16 protein-coding genes are annotated in these 19,626 nt (G+C 60.6%); 5 read left to right on the forward strand and 11 right to left on the reverse strand.

The features are described from left to right. Position 1: 1 nt before the first annotated feature. The 10 genes from ACWPVA_RS04215 to ACWPVA_RS04260 form a co-directional block, all read right to left on the reverse strand. The gene (locus ACWPVA_RS04215) at positions 2 to 847 is read right to left on the reverse strand and encodes a carbohydrate ABC transporter permease (RefSeq protein WP_454286483.1); all 846 of its coding nucleotides are present in this window, start codon (positions 845 to 847) and stop codon (positions 2 to 4) included. 1 nt (position 848) lies between these two features. Continuing rightward, on the reverse strand, positions 849 to 1,730 hold the full coding sequence (locus ACWPVA_RS04220; RefSeq protein ID WP_454286484.1) for a carbohydrate ABC transporter permease: 882 nt from the start codon (positions 1,728 to 1,730) through the stop codon (positions 849 to 851). A 103-nt stretch (positions 1,731 to 1,833) separates the two neighbouring features. Then, on the reverse strand, positions 1,834 to 3,072 hold the full coding sequence (locus tag ACWPVA_RS04225; protein ID WP_454286485.1) for an extracellular solute-binding protein: 1,239 nt from the start codon (positions 3,070 to 3,072) through the stop codon (positions 1,834 to 1,836). A gap of 353 nt (positions 3,073 to 3,425) precedes the next feature. Then, positions 3,426 to 4,664 carry a phenylacetate--CoA ligase family protein gene (locus ACWPVA_RS04230; RefSeq protein WP_454286486.1) on the reverse strand — a complete coding sequence of 413 codons (1,239 nt, stop codon included), beginning with the start codon at positions 4,662 to 4,664 and terminating at the stop codon, positions 3,426 to 3,428. A 19-nt stretch (positions 4,665 to 4,683) separates the two neighbouring features. Continuing rightward, a complete protein-coding gene (locus ACWPVA_RS04235) occupies positions 4,684 to 5,517 on the reverse strand; it encodes an ABC transporter ATP-binding protein (protein ID WP_454286487.1) in 834 nt (277 codons plus the stop codon). 76 nt (positions 5,518 to 5,593) lie between these two features. Next, positions 5,594 to 6,838: an ABC transporter substrate-binding protein gene (locus tag ACWPVA_RS04240; RefSeq protein ID WP_454286488.1), complete on the reverse strand. Its 1,245-nt coding sequence runs from the start codon at positions 6,836 to 6,838 to the stop codon at positions 5,594 to 5,596. 111 nt (positions 6,839 to 6,949) lie between these two features. Beyond that, positions 6,950 to 8,011 (reverse strand): branched-chain amino acid ABC transporter permease, encoded by a 1,062-nt coding sequence (locus ACWPVA_RS04245; RefSeq protein ID WP_454286489.1) that lies wholly within the window; start codon positions 8,009 to 8,011, stop codon positions 6,950 to 6,952. Positions 8,012 to 8,014: 3 nt separating this feature from the next. Next, the gene (locus ACWPVA_RS04250) at positions 8,015 to 8,908 is read right to left on the reverse strand and encodes a branched-chain amino acid ABC transporter permease (RefSeq protein WP_454286490.1); all 894 of its coding nucleotides are present in this window, start codon (positions 8,906 to 8,908) and stop codon (positions 8,015 to 8,017) included. Then, positions 8,905 to 10,896, reverse strand: a complete 1,992-nt coding sequence (locus ACWPVA_RS04255) for an AMP-binding protein (RefSeq protein ID WP_454286491.1) — start codon at positions 10,894 to 10,896, stop codon at positions 8,905 to 8,907. Before ACWPVA_RS04255 ends, ACWPVA_RS04250 begins: the two co-directional genes overlap by 4 nt. Then, positions 10,893 to 11,696: an ABC transporter ATP-binding protein gene (locus ACWPVA_RS04260; RefSeq protein WP_454289524.1), complete on the reverse strand. Its 804-nt coding sequence runs from the start codon at positions 11,694 to 11,696 to the stop codon at positions 10,893 to 10,895. Before ACWPVA_RS04260 ends, ACWPVA_RS04255 begins: the two co-directional genes overlap by 4 nt. Before the next feature lie 63 nt (positions 11,697 to 11,759). Here ACWPVA_RS04260 and ACWPVA_RS04265 point away from each other — a divergent pair, with 63 nt between their 5' ends. Further along, the gene (locus ACWPVA_RS04265) at positions 11,760 to 13,859 is read left to right on the forward strand and encodes a hybrid sensor histidine kinase/response regulator (RefSeq protein ID WP_454286492.1); all 2,100 of its coding nucleotides are present in this window, start codon (positions 11,760 to 11,762) and stop codon (positions 13,857 to 13,859) included. Continuing rightward, complete coding sequence (locus tag ACWPVA_RS04270; RefSeq protein ID WP_454286493.1) at positions 13,852 to 14,598, forward strand: response regulator transcription factor; 747 nt, start codon at positions 13,852 to 13,854, stop codon at positions 14,596 to 14,598. Before ACWPVA_RS04265 ends, ACWPVA_RS04270 begins: the two co-directional genes overlap by 8 nt. Positions 14,599 to 14,656: 58 nt before the next feature. Here the strand turns inward: ACWPVA_RS04270 and ACWPVA_RS04275 are convergent, their stop codons facing one another. After that, positions 14,657 to 15,031, reverse strand: a complete 375-nt coding sequence (locus ACWPVA_RS04275) for a hypothetical protein (protein WP_454286494.1) — start codon at positions 15,029 to 15,031, stop codon at positions 14,657 to 14,659. A gap of 303 nt (positions 15,032 to 15,334) precedes the next feature. Between ACWPVA_RS04275 and ACWPVA_RS04280 the strand changes: the two genes are divergently transcribed. The 3 genes from ACWPVA_RS04280 to ACWPVA_RS04290 are packed head-to-tail and all read left to right on the forward strand — an operon-like array spanning position 15,335 to position 19,617. Beyond that, positions 15,335 to 16,042: an ABC transporter ATP-binding protein gene (locus tag ACWPVA_RS04280; protein WP_454286495.1), complete on the forward strand. Its 708-nt coding sequence runs from the start codon at positions 15,335 to 15,337 to the stop codon at positions 16,040 to 16,042. A 4-nt stretch (positions 16,043 to 16,046) separates the two neighbouring features. Next, positions 16,047 to 18,410 carry an ABC transporter permease gene (locus tag ACWPVA_RS04285; protein WP_454286496.1) on the forward strand — a complete coding sequence of 788 codons (2,364 nt, stop codon included), beginning with the start codon at positions 16,047 to 16,049 and terminating at the stop codon, positions 18,408 to 18,410. A 4-nt stretch (positions 18,411 to 18,414) separates the two neighbouring features. After that, the gene (locus ACWPVA_RS04290; RefSeq protein ID WP_454286497.1) at positions 18,415 to 19,617 is read left to right on the forward strand and encodes an efflux RND transporter periplasmic adaptor subunit; all 1,203 of its coding nucleotides are present in this window, start codon (positions 18,415 to 18,417) and stop codon (positions 19,615 to 19,617) included. The last annotated feature ends 9 nt before the right edge of the window (positions 19,618 to 19,626 follow it).

Below are 19,626 nucleotides of genomic sequence, written 5' to 3' on the forward strand. Positions count from 1 at the left end.
GTCATCCTTTGACGCCGCCCGTCGTCAGCCCGGCAATCAGGGCACGCTGCATGACGAGGCCGACCACCACGGGCGGAAGGGAGGCGAGGACACCAGCCGTTGCGATCAATCCGTAATCGGAAACCCGGCCACCGGCGAGATCGGCAATGGCGACGGTCAGGGTCTTGGAACGTTGATCGGAGGTGAAAAGCAGGGCGTAGAAGAACTCGTCCCAGGCGAGCAGGAAGGCGAACAGGGCGGCCGTCGCCATGATCGGGGCAGCGAGCGGCAAGGTGATCATTCGCAAGATCTGATCAAGGCGCGCGCCCTCCATCATCGCTGCGTTTTCGATCTCATGCGGAATGGAATCGAAGCCTGATTTCATCAGCCATGTGGTGAACGGCGCCAGTATCGTCATATAGACCAGAGCCAATCCGTAGACGGTATTGAGCATGTCGAATGTCGCCAGCCCCATATAGAGAGGAACCGCAAGCGCGACAGGCGGTAGCATATAGGTGGCAATGACCGCATAAAGGGACCAGGTGACCGATGGGGTGCGCGAGACTGCCCAGGCGGCAGGAACAGCCACGACAAGAGCTGCAAGCGTCGCCATTCCGGCCACCATGATGCTGTTGATCAGGGATGCGGTGAAGGCCGCTCCGGCGCTATTGGGGATCCGCGAGAGTAGGAACTGATAGCGCGACAGATCGATCGCCGTTGGCCACCAGTTTAGCGGCTTTGCCGTCAGGTCGGCCGCTGGCGAGATGCTCATGACAAACAGCCAGAGCATCGGAGCAAGTATGATCACCGCAAGCAAGAGGGCGCTCAGATGGATGAATATCGTGAAGGTGAGGCTTCTGCGTTCCATGTCAGCCCATCTCCGAACTCTTGCGGACCAGGACCACATAGATCAGCGACAGCACCGTAACGAGCAGGGTGACAATCAGAGCCAGCGACGCGCCCGATCCGGCCCGCTGGAAGGAAAAAGCCTCCTGATAAACGAGTATCGACAATGTACGCGTACTGTTTGCGGGACCGCCGCGTGTCATCACCCAGATAATGTCGAAGACCTTGAAAGCCTCTATGGTGCGCAGCACCAGTGCCACCATCAAGGGGCCGGCGAGATAAGGCATAATGACGAAGCGGAACCGGGCGAATGCACCTGCGCCATCCATCATCGCCGCGGCCGTAATGTCGCGCGGGACAGCCTGAAGGGCTGCCAGGGCGATCAGCGCAACGAGGGGAAAGTTTTTCCAGCAATCGGCGACGATAAGGGCGGTCAGGGCCGTGCCGGGCTCTCCGAGCCAGGAGCGGTAGGCGTCCAGCATGCCGATCTGGATGAGGGCGGAGTTTAGCGCACCAAATTCGGGATTGTAGATCAGCCGCCAGAGCGTGGCATTGACGACCGTCGGCAGCGCCCACGGAAGGATCATCAAGGCCCGCAATAACGTCCGACCATGAAATTTCTGATTGAGCAGCAGCGCCGCAAGCACGCCGAGCACAATTTCTGCCGCAACGGAAACAACCGAAAACAGTGTGGTTGTGACAAGCGCTTTCTGGAAACTCGAGCCGCCGAGCATCCTTTCGTAGTTCGCAAGACCGACGAAATCGCCCTGACTGCCGACCAGCCTCGCATCGGTAAAGGAGAGCCGTATGGTGTCCGCCATTGGCCAACCGATGACCGCAATCATCACCACCAGAAGCGGCAGCATGAGGAGCCATGCCCGTGTTGTTATCCATGTGCTGGACATGCGAAAGAACCTAGTCGACGCTAATTACAGAATTGCCTGCCGGTGAGGCCTTTTGGCCGGCCTGCAGCGTCGGAAACCGACACTGCAGGCCTGCCTTGACCAATTACAGGCCACTGTCTTCAGCGGCGGCTTTCAAGGCCTCTTCCGGTGTCGCCTGACCGAGCAGCGTTACCTGGATTGCTTGCTGCAGCGCCGCCGAGAGCTCCTGATACCGAGGTGTTGTCGGACGTGGATACATGGCTGCCAGGCCCACTTTTGCAGCCGCGATGAGCTCTTCCTGATCGGCCGTGACGGCTGGATCGTCGTAGGACGATGCCCAGATCGGCAGGCTCAGTTTCGCATAGGCGTTCTGCGTCTCCTGGGATGTCATGAAGGCGACGTAGTTCCAGGCCTCGTCCGGATGTTTGCTGGTCGTGGTTACGCCAAGGCCCATCGAACCATTGACGGCCGAGACGGTACTTTTGCCTTCGATGCCCGGAGCGGGCACGACGCCCACCTTGCCGGCGACCTTGCTTTCCTTCGGATCATTGGCAAGGTTGTACATATAGGTCCAGTTGAGGGCGAAGGCTGCCTCCCCATTCTGGAAGACGCGGCGGACGTCTTCTTCCAGGAACTCCTTCGAATTCTTGTTGGTCAGACCGGAATTATAGCTTTCCGCCATGTATGTCAGCGCATCGAGGCCGCCGTCGGTCTGGAATGCGGGCTTGCCGTCCTGCAGGAAACTACCGCCATAGGCGCTGACCAGTGTGGTGTAGTCACAAATGGCGGCCTCCGCCTGAGCCCAGCTCCAGACGATCGGCGCGTCCAGAAGTCCTTTTTCCTTGATCGTCTGCGCCTGGGTTCGCAATTCTTCCCAGGTCTTCGGCGGCGATTCGATGCCGGCTTTTTCCAAGATTTCCTTATTGTAGAACAGATACTTGGTGTCGAGAATCCAGGGCATGCCATATTGCTTGCCGTCGTATTCAACGGTCGTCCACGCTCCCGGTAGAACCCCGCTCTTCATCTCCGGCGTGATGCGGTCGGAGATATCCACCAGCACGTTGTTGGCCGCATATTCGGCCGGCCAGATCACGTCGAACAGAACGACGTCGTAGCCGCCGCCAGATCCCTGGGCGAGGATCGTCTTGTCGTGCAGGCCTTCATAGGGCACGAACTCCAGATTGACCTTCACGTCCGGATTGGCCGTGGTGAAGGCATCGGTCATCGCCCGGACATCCGCCTCGCTATAGGCGGCCTGAGCCATGAAGAGCGCATTCAGCGTCGTTTCCGCATAAGCGTGCGTGGTAAGCGATGCGCCAATCAGCGTCGCGCCCAGGAGTGTTTTGCGCATGGATTTCAACATCATTCCCTCCAGTATCTGGCTCTTGCCGGTAACGGCGTTGCCCAACTTGGTGCCGACTTCCAGGAAACCTGCCGTGCATGGCGGTTTCGAAAGGTCGATCGGAACTTTCCTACGGTTGACAGATAGATGCCCGCACCGTGACCCGAGGCTCTCTCCCTACGTCGCTTAAGTCAATTGATTTCGCTAAATATTTCTCCGAGGCTTTTTCTGATCGATGGCCCCAAGCGTATAATTCGCAGGCACAGAAGGGAACATCGGACGAAGTCTCCGCCTGCGCGAACGGAGAGAGGCTTGGCAGGTAACGCGAAGCGCTTTATCGCGATGCCGAAGCGCATTCCGGCTTAGAGCGTACCCTATACGCCGAGCGAGCGCCGATCATCGATGACCTTCCCGTCATTGGGCAAGGTTCCCGGGCGCTCGATAACGACCCTGCCGCGAAGGCGGCATTCGACCTGTATTGCCTGCGAGAGATGTTCCGCAAGGCCATTTGCCTCTTCCGCACATTCGACATGAAGCGTCATCTGGTCGCGCCCGTCTTCCTCCGTGACGACCAGCCGCGCGCGGCCTATGTTGTCATGCGGTTTGATCAGGCGTGCGATTTGTGCCGGGTGAACGAACATGCCGCGCACCTTGGTGGTCTGGTCGGCGCGTCCCATCCAGCCCTTCAGGCGTGGCGCTGTCCGGCCACAAGGCGATGGTCCAGACATGAAGGCCGAGAGATCCCCCGTGGCAAAGCGGATCAGTGGGTAAAGCGGGTTGAAGGTTGTGACGACGACTTCTCCGACTTCGCCTTCTTCGACCGGGTCACCCGTGCCGGGACGGACAATTTCGACGAGCGCTTGTTCGTCCGTAATCATACCATCCGCCGGACCGGCCGTTTCGTAGGCTATGAGCCCGAGTTCTGCGGTCCCGTAACACTGGCGGACCGCGATCCCGCGTGCCTCGTACCATTCGCGCAAATGAGGAAAGAGGGGGCCTCCGGTGACCAGCGCCCGACGGAGCGTCGAGGCGTCACGGCTGCTTTCGTCCATCCTTTCGAGAATGATCTTCAGAAAATCCGGTGTTCCGACATAGGCCGTCAGACCGAGCTTTGCGATGGCCTCACCCTGTTGTTCGGTATTGCCGACCCCTCCGGGAAAGATGGTGGCCCCGATCTCTGCGCAGCCGTGATCGAACATGAAACCTGCGGGCGTCAAATGATAAGCGAAGGTGTTCAACACCCGATCGCCCGACCGGATGCCTGCCGCATGCAGCGCCCGAGCCATGCGCCAATGCTCCTTGCTACCTTCCGGCTCGACGATTGGGCCCGGTGAAAGGAAAAGGCGCCGGAACTGGCCCGGCTGGATGGTCGAAAGTCCGCCAAGCGGCGAATTCTCCTCCTGAAGCGCCGGGAGGTCCGACTTGCGCAAGATCGGCAAGCCGGCAAGTGCCTTGCGTTCCGTGATGGCGGCCGCGTCCGAACTGCTCATCCTGTCACGATAATAGGGAGAATGTGCCGTGGCGTGCGCCAGCAGATCGCGCAGCCGTGCAAGGAGATCGGCTTCGCGTTGGTCCGGGGAGCGGGTTTCGAGTTTGTCGTAAAAATCGGTCATCGTCATCTCCGGTCGCTGCTCAAAGCCAACGCTTGCGGCGTCGGAAACTCTTGACATTGTGGAATGATCGTCGCTCGCCACCGCCCAGATAGAATTCCTTCACGTCCTCGTTCTGCGCCAGTTCGGCGGCGGTTCCATCAAGCACGATCTTGCCGTTTTCCATGATGTATCCGTAGTCAGCGACCTTGAGCGCCATATTGGCGTTTTGCTCCACCAACAGAATCGAAATGCCGAGTTCCTCATTCAGCCGGCGGATGATGCCAAACACCTCCTTCACCAGCAGCGGCGATAGGCCCATGGACGGTTCATCCATCATGATGAGCTTTGGTTTGGCCATCATGGCGCGGCCGATAGCCAGCATCTGCTGCTCGCCGCCGGACAGATATCCAGCCAGCCCCTTTCGTTCCTTGAGCCTCGGGAAGAACCGGTAGACTTCTTCAATCTCGGCTTCTACATCCGCCCCTTTGCGAGTGAAGGCGCCGAGCCGCAGATTGTCGCGGATGGTCATATCCTGGATGATCCCGCGTCCTTCCATGACGAGAAAGATTCCGTCGCGTACTTTCCGGTCCGGTGCCGTGTGGGTCACGTCTCGGCCTTCATACGTCAGGTTGCCGCGGGTGATTTCACCGTCTTCCGTGCGCAGCAGACCGGCGATTGCCTTGAGTGTCGTGGACTTGCCCGCGCCGTTTGCCCCCAGGAGTGCCGTGATCTTTCCCTGCGGGACCTCGAGGGATACCCCGCGAAGCACCAGGATAACGTCATTGAAGACCACCTCGACATTGTTGACGGACAGAAGTCCACTGACCTCGCTCCGGGCAGCGGGTTTTGCAGGATGTTCCATTGCGGCGGTCATATTGGTTCATTCCTTCATGCAAGCCAGCGTTGGCGTGAGCCGATGCCCATCGGCACCGGCCCACGGTTTCTTGCTGTTACTGGCCGAGCCAGTCGTCGCGGCGCGGCAGCTCGATGGTCGCGATCTTGTCAATCACGGCCTTGCCGTCCTTCATGGAGCCTGAATTGATGGTGACTTGCGTGAGGCCACGATGATCCTCGTTGGTCCAGGTGGACGGGGTGCAGACACCTTCGAGGCCGGCCGGGACCCAGTCCTTGCGCTGATACATGCCGTCGCGGATGTTCTTGCCGGTCAGGCCGCCATTGGCCTTCGCCCAGTCCATCGCTTCCTTCATGTAGTAGGCCGAGCAGACGCCGCGCATGTAGTGGTGCGTCGGCCGGTCGCCGACCAGCCCTGCACCGTCCTGGACAATCTTCTTGACGAAGGCCATGCCGGGTACGTCTGCATCGTAGAAGGGCGTGGCGGAGGGGAATATAAGTCCCTGCGCTTCTGCGCCTTCCACTGTCAGGTAGTCTCCGGCCCAGGGATTGCCCATATAAGTTGCCTCTACGCCGACCGTGGTGCAGCTCTTGATCAACGAGACCACGGAACCGCCCAGATTGCCCATGTAGACGTAGTTCGCACCCGTTTCCTTGATCGTCAGGCATTGTGCCTTGAAGTCGCCGGGTGCCATCGGAACGACAACCGGGTTGGCAACCGTAAGGCCGAGTTCCTTCGCGTAGGCGGCGCACGCTTCCTTCGGTGCGTTCGGATAGGGGTGGTTATCGCCGGTGTGGATAAAGACCGGTTTCTCGATCCCCTTGGCCTTGGCGTCCTCGGACGCCCACTGCACCAGGGCACGGCAAGTGTCCGAATAGGATGGGCCGTAGAAGAAGTTGAAGGGAGCCGGCGCTTTGGTGTTCGGGTTCTTTCCCTGCGGATCGGTAAGATGCGCCGAATAGGAGCCGGAGATGGTGGGGATCTCGTCGCGCGTGACGAAACTGATGAGGGCTTCTGTGTCGGCCGTTCCCCATCCCTGGAGGGCGACCATTCCCTGGCCGACCCACTTCTTGTAAAGCGCGATGGCTTCAGGAGCCTTGTAGGCGTAGTCCACGGTATCGAGCCGGATTTTCGTGCCGTCGACACCGCCATCGGCATTGATCTGCTTGAAGGCGTCAGAGACACCCGCACCATATTGTTTGCCGACAAAGCCGGTCGGTCCGGTGTAGTCGGCCAGATGGCCAACGAGAACTTCATTGTCTTGCGCCATGGCGGATGTGCCAATCAGCAATGACCCAGCCGCAATAGTTGCGGCTAAAGGCAGTCTCCCGAGCAACGTCATTTTGGTTCCTCCCAATCGCGGCTGACGGTTGTGACCGGTCGGCGGTGCCGCGAAGACCGCCGTGATCCCCCAAATTGACCTGCTCCTCCCCGAGCAGGCCGGTAATTCCACCTAGTGCGAGAAGGGAAAGAGTTTCCAACTGGCGCGCATCAGCCGCCAGCGATGGACCAGCCCTTGCGGTTCCAGCACCAGGAAGAGGATGATGGCCGCGCCTATGCTCATTTGTTTGATGTAGGCAGTGCCCTGCGTCAGCGCCGGCACCACGAGCGCCAGCGTGCTTGCAAGCATTTCCATGGCCTGCGGCAGCAGCAGGATGAATGCTGCCCCAAGCAGAGAACCAGAAACCGAGCCAAGGCCGCCGATGATGATGATTGCCAGGAATTCGATGGACAGGATGATCGTGAAGCCCTCCGCCGAGACGAAGCCGAGGTAATGGCCATAGAGAGCGCCTGCAACACCAGCAAAGAACGAGGAGATTCCGAAGGAAAGAATGCGGTAGCGCGTCAGGTTGATCCCCATGATCTCGGCGGAGAGATAATGGTCCCGGATCGCGACGAGCGCACGGCCATCGCGTGTGCGGGCCAGATTGGCGACGCCGACGAACGAGACGACAACCCAGAAGAGGACGAGGTAAAGATAGCGCGTATCGCTGTTCAACTGAAACCCGAAAATGCTGGCGGTCTCCGCGAGAGAGCCGGACGTTCCTCCGGTGAACCAGTTCGCGCGGGCAAAAAAGTCCTCCAGGATATACTGGCTGGCGAGGGTGGCGATGGCGAGATAGAGCCCTTTGAGGCGTGCTGCCGGAATGCCGAACATCATGCCGACGGCCATTGTCAGCATACCGGCCATGGGTATGGCGAAAACCACGGGAACGCCCTTGGCAGCGAACCAGGCGGAGGCAAAGGCGCCAAAGCCGAAAAACGCACCATGGCCCAGGGAGATCTGCCCGGTCATGCCCGTCAGGACATTCAGCCCGAGCGCTGCGATCCCGTAGATGCCGATCATGATGAGCTGGCTCAGTATGTAGTCGCTGAAAAAGAGTGGCGCAGCTGCAACCAGAGCAATGCCAAGAAAAACCGCCCGAGTTTCGATTTTGGTCGAGAACAATGTGCGGTCAGCCGCGTAGGAGGTTCGAAAATCGCCGGTGGGTCTTGGATTGGGTACATGTGTCATCGCTTAGATCCGCTCGATGTTCGGCGTGCCGAACAGGCCGTAAGGCTTAATCATGAGAATGATGAGAAGGACGTAGAACGGAGCGACGGCATACATGTTTCCAACGTGGAAATACTGCCCGTCGACGTATTCCGCGAGGTTCTCGAGAACCCCGATCGTCAGTCCGCCGATGATTGCACCGACGATGGAATCCAGTCCGCCGAGGATGACGGCCGGGAAGACCTTGATCCCGATAAAGGCGAGTGAGTTGGAGACGGCGTTTACCAGCCCTATCACCACGCCGGCGATTGCCGACACGATGGCGGAAATGGCCCAGGCCATGGCAAAGACGCGGCCGATGGGGACACCCAGCGATTGCGCGATCTGCTGGTTGTATGCGGTTGCCCGCATGGCCAATCCCCACCGCGAATAGCGGAAGAAGAAGAAGAACAGGACCATCACGCTGACCGACAAGGCAAGACTGAGGGCATAGGCTGTCTCCACTCGCAGGCCCAATATCTCGATCGTGGACTGGCCAAAGACCGGCGGGAAACTCACCGCGTTGTTGCCGAAGACCCAGTTCATCAGCGCACGCATGAAGGTGGAAAGCCCGATCGTCGCCATGATGACCGAGATTACCGGCTCGCCCACGAGCGGGCGCAGCAGGAGAACCTGCACCACGACGCCGAAGATCGTCATGAAGACGAGGGTGAAAATGAACGCGAGCCAGAACGGAAGGCCCATGGATACGACAAGCGAGAGGCAGACCCAGGCACCCAAAACGACGAATTCGCCCTGTGCGAAATTCACCACCTGAGTGGATTTGTAGATCAGCACGAAACACATGGCGACGATGCCGTAGAGCATGCCGACGATGATGCCGTTGACCAGGAGTTGGACGAACAGTGATGAGCTCATGCGACCTTCGTCTCCTTCTTCTGCGTGCCGGGCAGGTCGCGAAGCGTCTCGATGGCGAGGGTGGTAACCACCCGCTGCTTGCTGCCGTCCTGGAAGTGAATGACCGTGTCGATATCGACGTGGGCGTCGCCTGCGTAGATATGCCCGATGATGTCGGCATATTTCTCCGTAATGACGCCCCGCCGGATTTTCTTCGTGCGCGTCAGTTCTCCATCGTCGGCGTCCAGTTCCTTGTAGAGAAGGATAAAGCGGGCGATGCGCTGCTGGGGTGGCAGCGTGGCGTTGACGCGCTCCACTTCGCCGCGCAGGAGTTCATAGACCTCTGATCTGCTCGCGAGATCCGAATAGGTGGTGAACGAGATCCGGCGCTCCTCCGCCCATTTGGAAACGATAGGGTACCGAATGCAAATGATCGCCGAGAGGTAAGGAAGATCCTTGCCCAGGATCACGGCCTCGGCCACATAGGTCGAAAACTTCAACTTGTTCTCGATGAACTGCGGAGAGAAGCGTGCCCCTACCGATGTCGTGGCGAGATCCTTGATGCGGTCGATTACGACCAGGTGGCCTTTTTCGGTCAGGTAGCCGGCGTCACCGGTCTGGAACCACCCGTCTTCCGTGAAGCTCTCGGCCGAGGCCTCCGGATTGCGGTAGTATCCAGGCATCATGTTGGGATGCCGGCAGAGGATCTCTCCGACCCCCTCGATATCGGGAGCACGGATCGCGAGTTCGCAGCCAGGCATGGGATAGCCGACTGTCTCATAGTCCACGTCGGAAGCCCGGTGGATGGCGTAGGCGCCGAGCGCTTCGGTCTGGCCATAGATTTGTTTGAGGGGCAGGCCCATCGCCTGGAAGAAACGGAACGTATCAGGGCCCATGGCGGCGCCCCCCGTCGCTGCGGATTTCAATCTGGAGAACCCCAGACGATCGCGCAGATGCCTGAAGAGCAGCAGATCGGCGGCGGCGGAGCGTGCGCCCTTGTCCAACGTGCGAAGGCCTTGGGCGAGACCCCAGTTGTAAATGCGTCGCTTCCACGGCTGCGTATCCATGATACGGGCGCGGACATCTGCGGCGATGCTCTCCCACACGCGGGGGGAGAGCAGAACGAAGGTCGGCCCTATTTCGCGCAAGTCCTTCATCAGGGTCTGCGCGTCTTCGGGGAAATTGACTTTCATGCGCGCCAGGAAGCTCCACGCGACCGAATACATCTGCTCCATCACCCATGAAAGGGGGAGCACGGCAACATATTCGTCTTCAGGCCCGTGTGGGTCGGCGCGCAGGTAGGCTGCGGCGTGACCGAGGAAGGCATTTCCGGTCCATTCCGCCAGTTTCGGGTTCGCGGTCGTCCCGGAAGTCGTGCACAGGACGGCGACGTCAGCGCCATCGGTTTCATCGACCATGCGATTCCACATGCCCGGATCGGCATCGAGCACCCGTTGACCCCGGGCCTCCAGTTCCTCGATGGAGATGAGGCGCGGATCGTCATATTTCTTCATTCCGCGGGGATCTGTATAGATGATTGCCGTTACCGACGGGATCGCCTCTGCGAGGTTCAGCAGCTTGTCGACCTGTTCCTCGTCCTCCGCCACGATGATCCGTGGTTCGGCATGACCGGCCAGGAAGCGGATTTCCTCCTCGAGGGCATCGCGATAGATGCCAAGGCTCATGGCCCGGCAGGCATGGGAAGCCACCTCCGCCCAGACCCACTCCGGGCGATTGTCGCCGATGATGCCGACCACTTCGCCGCGGGCGAGGCCCAGATCGAGGAAGCCTGCGGCCATCCTGGAGACATGGCCTTCCACCTCTGCCCAGTTGTAGCTGATCCAGATGCCGAACTCCTTCTCGCGCTGGGCGATCTCCTCCGGAAAGGTTCGGGCGTTGTGGCTTAACAGCCGGGGAAGTGTCTTTAGTCGGGCGGAGTCCTTGAGTTCGGCGCCAAGTTCGGGCCAGTTGACAGTGTCACCGGAAATCTCGAGGCGAGGGGAGGTCATGCGATCGCCCTCTCATCCTCGTCAGCCAACCTTTGCAGCTCGTCGTCGTCCTCGCCGAGATAGGCTTTCTTGACATGCTCATTCGCCAGCACCTCCTTGGGCACGCCGGCGGCGATGACACGTCCGAAATCCAGGACGGCGACATGGTCGGATAGATCCATCACCACGCCCATGTCGTGCTCGATCATCATGGTCGTCATCTCGAACTCCTGCTGCAGCCCGATGATGAAGCGCGCCATGTCTTCCTTTTCCTCGAGGTTCATGCCGGCCATCGGTTCATCGAGCAGGATAAGATCCGGTTCGATCGCCATGGCACGGGCCAGTTCCACACGCTTGCGAAGACCATAGGAGAGGGTGCCCGCCGGCTCGTGGCGGACGTGCTGGATCTCGAGGAAATCAATGATGTTCTCGACGAAGCGGCGATGTTCGAGCTCTTCGCGGCGCGCTCGCCCGACCCAGTAGAGCATGCCGCTGACAAGGTTGGATTTCAGCTTGTGGTGGCGGCCCACGAGAATGTTGTCGAGCACGCTCATATGCCCGAACAGCGCAAGGTTCTGAAATGTTCGCCCGATGCCGAGATTGGCCCGATCGTTGATCGGATGTCGCAGGAGATCCGCACCCCTCCAGGTGATCGAACCGCTCGTCGGTTTGTAACGCCCCGAGATGCAGTTCAGCATCGAGGTCTTGCCGGCGCCGTTCGGGCCGATCAGAGAAAACAGCTCGCCCTTGCGGACCTTGAACGATACGTCGCTCAGTGCCTTCACGCCGCCAAACTGAAGCGAGACGCCTTCGACCCGCAGGATAGCATCATCATGTTCTGCCAAGCGCACTCCTCCCGTTCGCCCGGTCGATCATGCGCAGCATTGAAGCGACTGCGCGCTGACTGCAATTTTGAAGACAATTGTTACCAGAGTTTTTCTGCCCATCCGCATATCCATTCTCCATTCCCGCTTATTGGCTTGGCAAGAGCGCCAGAATTCTGCCAGTCTGGCGCGTCGCCTGTTGGGAGGAAGCAGATGACGGCTGAACTACCAGAGCTGGAATACAGCAAGCTGGACATACTCAAGGCTGGATTGGACCGCATCGACCAGGGGCTAACCCTGTTTGGCGCCGATCTGAAATTGATATTCGTCAATGCGCGAGCCTGTAAGCTCCTCGATCTGCCTGCCGAATTGTCCAGGCCCGGTACCTCCTTCGAGGCCATGGTCCGGTGGAATGCAATGCGCGGAGAGTACGGACCCGGCGATGTGGAAACCATGGTCGCGGAACGCGTGCGCGCTGCGTGGGAGTTCCGGCCGCATACGCTTGAGAGGGTGCGGCCAAACGGCGTCGTCCTGAATGTATCCGGCTGGCCTCTGCCGGATGGGGGGTTTGCCACGGTCTATTCTGACATCACCGCCCAGCGCAGGCGCGAGCTCGAGCTTGAGCGCCGCATCCTCAAGCGCACCGAGGAGTTGCGCCAGAGCGAAGAACGTTTGCGCCTGATTGCCAACGAGGTACCCGCGGGGATCGCCTATGTGGATTTCTCCGGCGTCTTCCGCTTCGTCAATGGACGGTTCGCCCGCGCCTATCAAAAGCAGCCGGACGAGATCATTGGTCGTTTCGAGCGCGAGATCCTTTCGCCGGAGACATGGGCCCATGTTGAACCCTATTTCGAGAAAGCCGCGCGCGGCGAGCCGCAGACATTCGATACGCCGATCCGCTTTCCCGATGGGCGGACACTCGAGACGCGCACGCTCCTGCGCCCCGACCGCTCCGCAGCCCAGGGCATCAGTGGCTTCTACGTGCTAAGCGTGAATGTGACCCGCGAGAAGATGGCCTTTGCGGCTCTGCTGCAGGCCCAGAGAATGGAAGCGTTGGGCCAGCTGTCGTCGGGAATTGCCCATGATTTCAACAATCTGCTGACAATCATTCTCGGCAATCTCAAGCCGCTCTGGGAGCGTATCGAGGATGAGCACCTACGGCGCGACATGCTGGAACCTGCGATCCGCGCGACGCGTCGGGGAACCGATTTGATGCGCAGGCTTCTCGCCGTTGCGCGGCGACAGCCGGTATCGCCTGCGCGGGTGGATGTGCCTGAATGCATACGTGATATCGCCAAACTGGTTCGCCCTTCCATCGGCGAAGACACACAATTGGTGCTCAAGTTTGCCGAAAATACCCCAGTCGCCTTTGTCGATCCTGCTCTTCTGGAGACGAGCCTCATCAATCTCGTCATAAATGCCGCAGACGCTATGAACGAGGGCGGGACGATTGTGATCGAAACCGCCGCGGGTCCGGACGGCTCAGTGCTGGTCACAGTCGCCGACAATGGTGCGGGAATGGACGAGGCCGTGCGGTCACGCATATTCGACCCCTTCTTTTCCACCAAGAGCGCTGAAGGAAGGAGCGGTCTCGGGCTGACGATGGTCCAGGGGTTCACCAGCGATTCAGGGGGGTCGATTTGCGTGGAGAGCGAGCCCGGTCAGGGAACGCGCTTTGCGCTGAGCCTGCCACAGGCAAGGGACCAGAATCCGAAGAACGAGGAGCAGGCAGACGAGGCCGCAGCGGAACTGGGCGACAGTGCAATTCGAGGTGTGCTCGTTCTTCTGGTCGATGATGACGAGGAGGTCCGAAAGGTCATGCGCCGTGACCTTGTCGCTGCGGGCGCGCAGGTCCTCGAGGCCGAGAATGGAGCGGAGGCGCTTGAACTGCTGCAGAATATTCCTGCCATAGCTGCTGTGGTTTCGGATGTTTCCATGCCGGTGATGAACGGCATTTTGCTGGCAAATGCAGCACGCCGCCTGCGGCCCTGCCTGCCCATCGTTTTGCTGTCCGGCTATGGCGCGGACGCCATGCGAGGCACGCTGCCAGCCGGTGTTTCCATTATGCACAAGCCCGTTGACGCAGCCGCCATAGCCGGCGCGCTGAGCGCGCCTGCCAGTGTCGCAACTCCCCAGTCGGAGGACCGTGTCCTTGTATGAGAATGACCTTATCTACCTTCTGGAAGATGAGCCCGATGTTGCTTCGGTATTCTGCCGCGCGTTGGAAGAGGCAGGCGTCATCGTCCAGCACTATCGGCGCCTGCAAGAGTTTCGTTTGGCGCTCCAGCGGCGCAGACCGACATTGTGCATCATTGATCTAGGTCTTCCCGATGGCGATGGACTATCCCTTCTGGGAGAGGCGCTCGGCTCCGAAGGCATACCGACAATCGTGGTCAGCGGACGGGCCTCTCTCAGTGAGAAACTGAAAGGGTTGGAGCAGGGGGCCGACGACTACCTGGCCAAGCCCATAGACCCGGCCGAGCTCGTGGCGCGCGTGAGGTGCGTCCTCAGGCGCACGCAACGGCAGGGGCTTTCACTGGAGCGCGACGACGGTTCGCCGGGTTCCGTCCAGCGTCAGGTCGGCCATTTCGGTCGTTGGACTTGCGACTTTCGCAACCTCGTGCTGACCCGTCCTGATGGCGTGGCCCAGCAGTTGTCGCGGGCCGATGCCGAGTTGCTGCGTGTGTTTCTCGATACCCAGGGCCGGGTGATAAGCCGCGATTTTCTGCTGCAATCGCTTTTTTCAAATGGCGAGGAGCCCTTCGACCGAAGCGTGGATGTCCGTGTCTCGCGCCTTCGCAAGAAACTTGCCGAGGACGCGAAGGAGACCAAGCATATTCGCACCATATACGGGGTTGGCTATATCTTTGCCACGGCTGTCACGTGGACAAGCGAATAGTCCAGACACGCTCCTCAGAGGTCGGCCCGCAGAAGATCGAGATCAACCAAAACGAACCTCAGTTCTGCTTGGCGAGCAGAGACTGAGCTTCCTCGAAACGGCGGCGGCGTTCCGGATTCTTCTCGTCGGCGGTGTAGCAGGTGTTGTTGAGGCAGAACTTGACGAGTTTGAAGGGAGCGCTCGCCTTTTCGAACTGGCATTCGATGGTATCAGTGATGTTCGCGTCCTCGGCGTCGAGTTTCGTGGAATAGGTCATCCGGACGCCCGGTGGTGTCAGTTCCGGAAAGGACTGGGTCACGCCAAGCTTCACCGCTTTGACCATCTCGAAATTTCGCGCAACGATGGCGCATGTTTCTTCGAGTCCGGGCGCCTGGGCCAAGGCAAAGGTCGGGGCGGCGAACAGGGCAGCAGCAACAAGAAAAATGGGCTTCATAGTCCCTCCGAGGGTAAATAGCTGAGATCCACCAAAGACTTCGCCAAGGGAAATTGTTCCCGAGACAATTCACTCTAACGCCTAATCCTTTCATTGTCCCCGGCGGAATTCGTAGGGATTGTTTATTTCCGGTTCTGAACTCAAATGCTCCGGTCTCCGCCGCTGAGGCGGGTCGAGCGGGCGTTGCGCGGCGCGATCCGAGGCCGGCTCGCCATGCGCAAGCGCCCGTTAATATGTTGACAGATGTCAACGCGAGAGGGATGTGCTTGCACTATCGTCACGGCGAGTCCACGGTGGTGCAGTATGACTGAGACACTCTTCCAGGTTGACGATGTCACGAAGACCTATCACACGGGCGATGTGGAGGTCTGGGCGCTGCGTGGGGTCGATCTCACGCTCGAACGCGGTGAGATGGCAGTCCTTCTCGGTCCCTCGGGCAGCGGAAAGTCGACGCTGCTCAACATCATGGGCGGGCTCGATCGTGCGACCTCGGGCATTGTCCGCTGCGCCGATCACGAACTGACCGGCTTCAGCGAACGGCAGCTCACGCAGTTTCGCCGCGATCACATCGGCTTCGTCTTCCAGTTCTACAATCTTATCCCGAGCCTCACGGCCTATGAAAATGTCGCACTGGTGACCGAAATCGCTAGCAATCCCATGGATCCCGGCGAGGCGCTTGAAATGGTCGGGTTGAAGGATCGGATGGATCACTTCCCTGCGCAGCTTTCCGGCGGTGAGCAGCAGCGGGTGGCGATCGCCCGCGCTATTGTGAAGCGCCCGGACGTGCTGCTTTGCGACGAGCCGACCGGGGCGCTCGATTCGAAGACCGGCGTGCTCGTGCTTGAGGTCCTGTGCCGTGTCAACGAGGAATTCAACACGACGATGGCGATCATCACCCACAATGCCGCCATCCGCCAGATCGCCCATCGCGTCTTCTCCTTCCGCGACGGCCGGATCGAGGAATCCTCGACCAATGCGGTGCGGCTGCCGCCCTCCGCCGTGAGCTGGTAGCGCCATGTCGATGCTCGACCGCAAGCTCTACCGCGACCTGCTCCGGCTCTGGGCCCAGGTGCTCGCCGTGGCGCTGGTGATGGCCTGCGGCGTTGCGACGATCATCATCGCCATCGGCTCCTACCGTTCGCTCGAAGAGACGCGCGACGTCTTCTACGAGCGCTATCGCTTTGCCAATCTCTTTGCCGAGGCCAACCGGGCGCCGCTGCACCTGCGCGACCGCCTTGCGGCGATCGAGGAAATCGGCGGGCTGGAGCTTCGCATCGTCAAGTATGTGATGCTCGACATCGAAGGCATGGTCGAGCCGGCGACCGGCGTGGCCGTTTCGCTGCCGGACAGCGGCCAGCCGGGCGTCAACCGTCTCTATATCCGCAGCGGCCGGCTCCCCGAACCGGGGCGCGCCAACGAGGCGGCCGTGCTCGAGAGCTTCGCCAAGGCGCATCGCCTCAAGGAGGGGAGCCGGTTTGCCGCCGTGATGAACGGCCGCAAGCAGGTGCTGACCGTCACCGGCATCGTGCTGTCGCCGGAATATATCTACACGATCGGCCCCGGCGACATGGTCCCGGATCCGCGGCAATTCGGCGTCTTCTACATGTCGCGCAAGGCCCTCGAAGGCATTTTCGACATGGGCGACGCCTTCAACAATGTCGTGCTCTCGACACTGCGCGGCACGAACCTCGACGTTGCCACGGCCGCCATCGATGACCTGCTCGAGCAGTATGGCGGACGTGGCGCCTATGGGCGCGAAGACCAGATCTCCGACACGTTTCTCGCCAACGAACTCGATGAGCTGCGCGCGATGGCGGCGGTCATTCCGCCTATCTTCCTGTTCGTCGCCGCCTTCCTGGTCAACATGATCCTCACACGGCTGATCACGCTGGAGCGTGAACAGATCGGCCTGTTGAAGGCGCTCGGCTATCGCGAGACCGAGGTGGCGTGGCACTATCTCAAACTCACGATCGTCATTGCGCTGATCGGCGTGGCGATCGGCTTTCTGGCGGGAAACTGGACCGGGCGCGAAATGACCAAGCTCTATGCGCGCTTCTTTTCCTTCCCCTTCCTGATCTTCCGCGAGAGTTTCGACCTCTATGCGATCTCGGCGGGGATCTGCGTCGCGGCCGCCTTTGCCGGGGCGATCCGGGCGATCTGGGCCGTGGTCGTGCTGCCTGCGGCCGTCGCCATGCAGCCGCCTGCGCCGCTTCGCTTCCGCTCGCTGTTCAAGGGGCACGGACGCGGGCCGAAGTTCCTGTCTCAGCTGACCATCATGGCCTTCAGGCAGATCATCAGGGCGCCGGTCCGCTCGTTCCTCACCTCGCTCGGGGTGTCTTTCTCCGTCGCGCTGCTGGTTGTCTCGATGTTTTCGGCGGATGCCATCGGCTACATGGTCGACGAGATCTTCTTCCGCATGGAGCGGCAGGATGCGAGCCTCTATTTCGATCAGGACAGGTCGATGGCGGCCCTTGATTCCGTGCGGCAATTGCCGGGCGTGATGCGCGCCGAACCGTTTCGCGCCATTTCGGTGACGCTGCGCAACCGCCACAACAAGAAGGACCTGACGATCTTCGGCGTCGGCAGCGACACCGATCTCGGACGCATCATGGATGCTGACATGCGGCCCATTCCGCCGCCGCCGAGCGGCATCCTGCTGATCGGGCGCGTCGCCGAGGCGCTCGGCGTCAGGGTCGGCGACAGCGTCGAGGTCGAGCTGGTCGAACGCGACCACCGCAAGATAAGGGTTCCGGTGACCGGCATCAGCCAGAGCCTGGTTGGCATCGACGCTTACATGCATATCGAGGCGCTGCACCGGCTGGTCGGCGACGGCCGGCGTATTTCTGGCGCGCGTGTCTCGCTAGACGCACTGGAGAAGGGAGCCCTCTTTGCCGAGATCAAGAATACACCGGCGCTGGCCTTCGTCATGCTGATCGGGCTGTCGCGCGAGCGCTTCCGGGCGACCATCGAGGAGAACATCGTGATGATCCAGATCGTCTATACGACGCTGGCCGTCATCGTCGCCTTCGGCCTGATCTACAATTCGGCGCGTATCCAGCTCTCGGAGCGGGCGCGCGAGCTGGCGAGCCTCCGCGTGCTCGGCTTTACGCCGGCGGAAGTCTCCAGCGTACTGATGACCGAACTTGCGGTGGTCATCCTCGCCGCCCAGCCGCTCGGCTGGCTGCTTGGCTACGGCTTTGCCAGGCTGGTCGTGGAGGGGATCGAGAGCGATCTCTTCCGCATACCGTTCTTCATCAACGCATCGACATTTGCCATTGCGAGCCTCGTGGTTCTTGGGGCATCGCTGGCCTCGGCGCTGATCGTGCGCCGGCGCATCGATGAACTCGACCTCATCGCGGTTCTGAAATCCAGGGAGTAGCCCCATGCAGGGAAAATGGATCAAGCGTGTCATGGGCGTCGTCGCGGTCGGCGCGATGGTTGCCGGCTTTGCCTATGCGCTCCGGGAGAAGCCGCAGATGGTCGATGTCGGCGTGGTGACACGCGGGCCGATGCGGGTCACGGTTTCGCAGGAAGGGGTGACGCGGGTGCGCGAGGTCTATGCGGTGTCATCGCCGATCGCCGGGCATTTGGCCCGCACGGTGCTTGACGAGGGCGACACGGTGAAGGCGGGCGTCACCGTGGTGGCGGCGATCCACCCGCTCGATCCGCCGCTGATCGATAGTCGCAGCCAGGCGGAGCTCATCGCGGCGCGCGATGCGTCGCGGGCCGCGGTCGCGATGGCGGAGACCGATCTCAAGCGCCTGCAGTCCGACTTGCATCTCGCGCGCGACAACCTGCAGCGGGCACGAACGCTCGCCAAGACGAATTTCCTTGCCCAGAGCCAGCTGCAAAAAGCCAGCAACGATGTGGACGTGCTTGAGGCGCAGATAAGCTCGGCCATGGCTGCAATCGAGTTGCGCAAGGCTGAGCTTGCGAGTGCCGAAGCGCGGCTCATTCCGCCGAGCGATCCGAACCGTAAACGCGAAACCAGTTGCTGTGTCTATCTGACAGCTCCCATCGACGGCGTCGTGCTGTCGGTTTTCGCCAAGAGCGAGCAGCCGGTGGCTGTCGGTACCAAGATCGCGGAAATCGGAGACCCGGAGGACATGGAAGTGACTGTCGACCTCTTGTCTTCGGATGCCGTGCGTATCGCGCCAGGCGCCAAGGCCGAGATCTCCGACTGGGGCGGTGATAAAGTCCTGTCAGCGACAGTACGCCGCATCGATCCAGCCGGCTTCACCAAAGTCTCGGCGCTCGGGATCGAGGAGCAGCGGGTCAATCTGGTGCTCAATCTGGTGGACAAGGATCCGCGCCTTGGGCACGGCTTCCGTGTCTATGCGCGCCTGACGCTCTGGCAGAGCGACGAGACGCTGCAACTGCCGATCAGCGCGCTGTTCCGCGATGGCCGCCAGTGGAGCCTGTTCGCCATCCGCGACGGCCGGGCGAGGCAGATGCCGGTCGAGATCGGCCATATGAATGACGAGGTGGCGGAACTGATCGGCGGCTTGGCGGAGGGCGATCGTGTCATTCTTCATCCGAGCGACATGGTGAGTGACGGAACGTTGGTCGAGGAGCGTCAGGAGTAAGAGGCGCCC

The sequence above is a fragment of the Rhizobium arsenicireducens genome, assembly GCF_964021225.1.

What these genes read in the sequence shown, in the direction of transcription:
- ACWPVA_RS04215 (WP_454286483.1), bottom strand. Translation starts at nt 847, where the DNA reads ATGGAACGCAGAAGCCTCACCTTCACGATATTCATCCATCTGAGCGCC.
- ACWPVA_RS04275 (WP_454286494.1), bottom strand. Translation starts at nt 15,031, where the DNA reads ATGAAGCCCATTTTTCTTGTTGCTGCTGCCCTGTTCGCCGCCCCGACC.
- ACWPVA_RS04235 (WP_454286487.1), bottom strand. Translation starts at nt 5,517, where the DNA reads ATGACCGCCGCAATGGAACATCCTGCAAAACCCGCTGCCCGGAGCGAG.
- ACWPVA_RS04220 (WP_454286484.1), bottom strand. Translation starts at nt 1,730, where the DNA reads ATGTCCAGCACATGGATAACAACACGGGCATGGCTCCTCATGCTGCCG.
- ACWPVA_RS04230 (WP_454286486.1), bottom strand. Translation starts at nt 4,664, where the DNA reads ATGACCGATTTTTACGACAAACTCGAAACCCGCTCCCCGGACCAACGC.
- ACWPVA_RS04250 (WP_454286490.1), bottom strand. Translation starts at nt 8,908, where the DNA reads ATGAGCTCATCACTGTTCGTCCAACTCCTGGTCAACGGCATCATCGTC.
- ACWPVA_RS04280 (WP_454286495.1), top strand. Translation starts at nt 15,335, where the DNA reads ATGACTGAGACACTCTTCCAGGTTGACGATGTCACGAAGACCTATCAC.
- ACWPVA_RS04285 (WP_454286496.1), top strand. Translation starts at nt 16,047, where the DNA reads ATGTCGATGCTCGACCGCAAGCTCTACCGCGACCTGCTCCGGCTCTGG.
- ACWPVA_RS04225 (WP_454286485.1), bottom strand. Translation starts at nt 3,072, where the DNA reads ATGTTGAAATCCATGCGCAAAACACTCCTGGGCGCGACGCTGATTGGC.
- ACWPVA_RS04290 (WP_454286497.1), top strand. Translation starts at nt 18,415, where the DNA reads ATGCAGGGAAAATGGATCAAGCGTGTCATGGGCGTCGTCGCGGTCGGC.
- ACWPVA_RS04240 (WP_454286488.1), bottom strand. Translation starts at nt 6,838, where the DNA reads ATGACGTTGCTCGGGAGACTGCCTTTAGCCGCAACTATTGCGGCTGGG.
- ACWPVA_RS04245 (WP_454286489.1), bottom strand. Translation starts at nt 8,011, where the DNA reads ATGACACATGTACCCAATCCAAGACCCACCGGCGATTTTCGAACCTCC.
- ACWPVA_RS04255 (WP_454286491.1), bottom strand. Translation starts at nt 10,896, where the DNA reads ATGACCTCCCCTCGCCTCGAGATTTCCGGTGACACTGTCAACTGGCCC.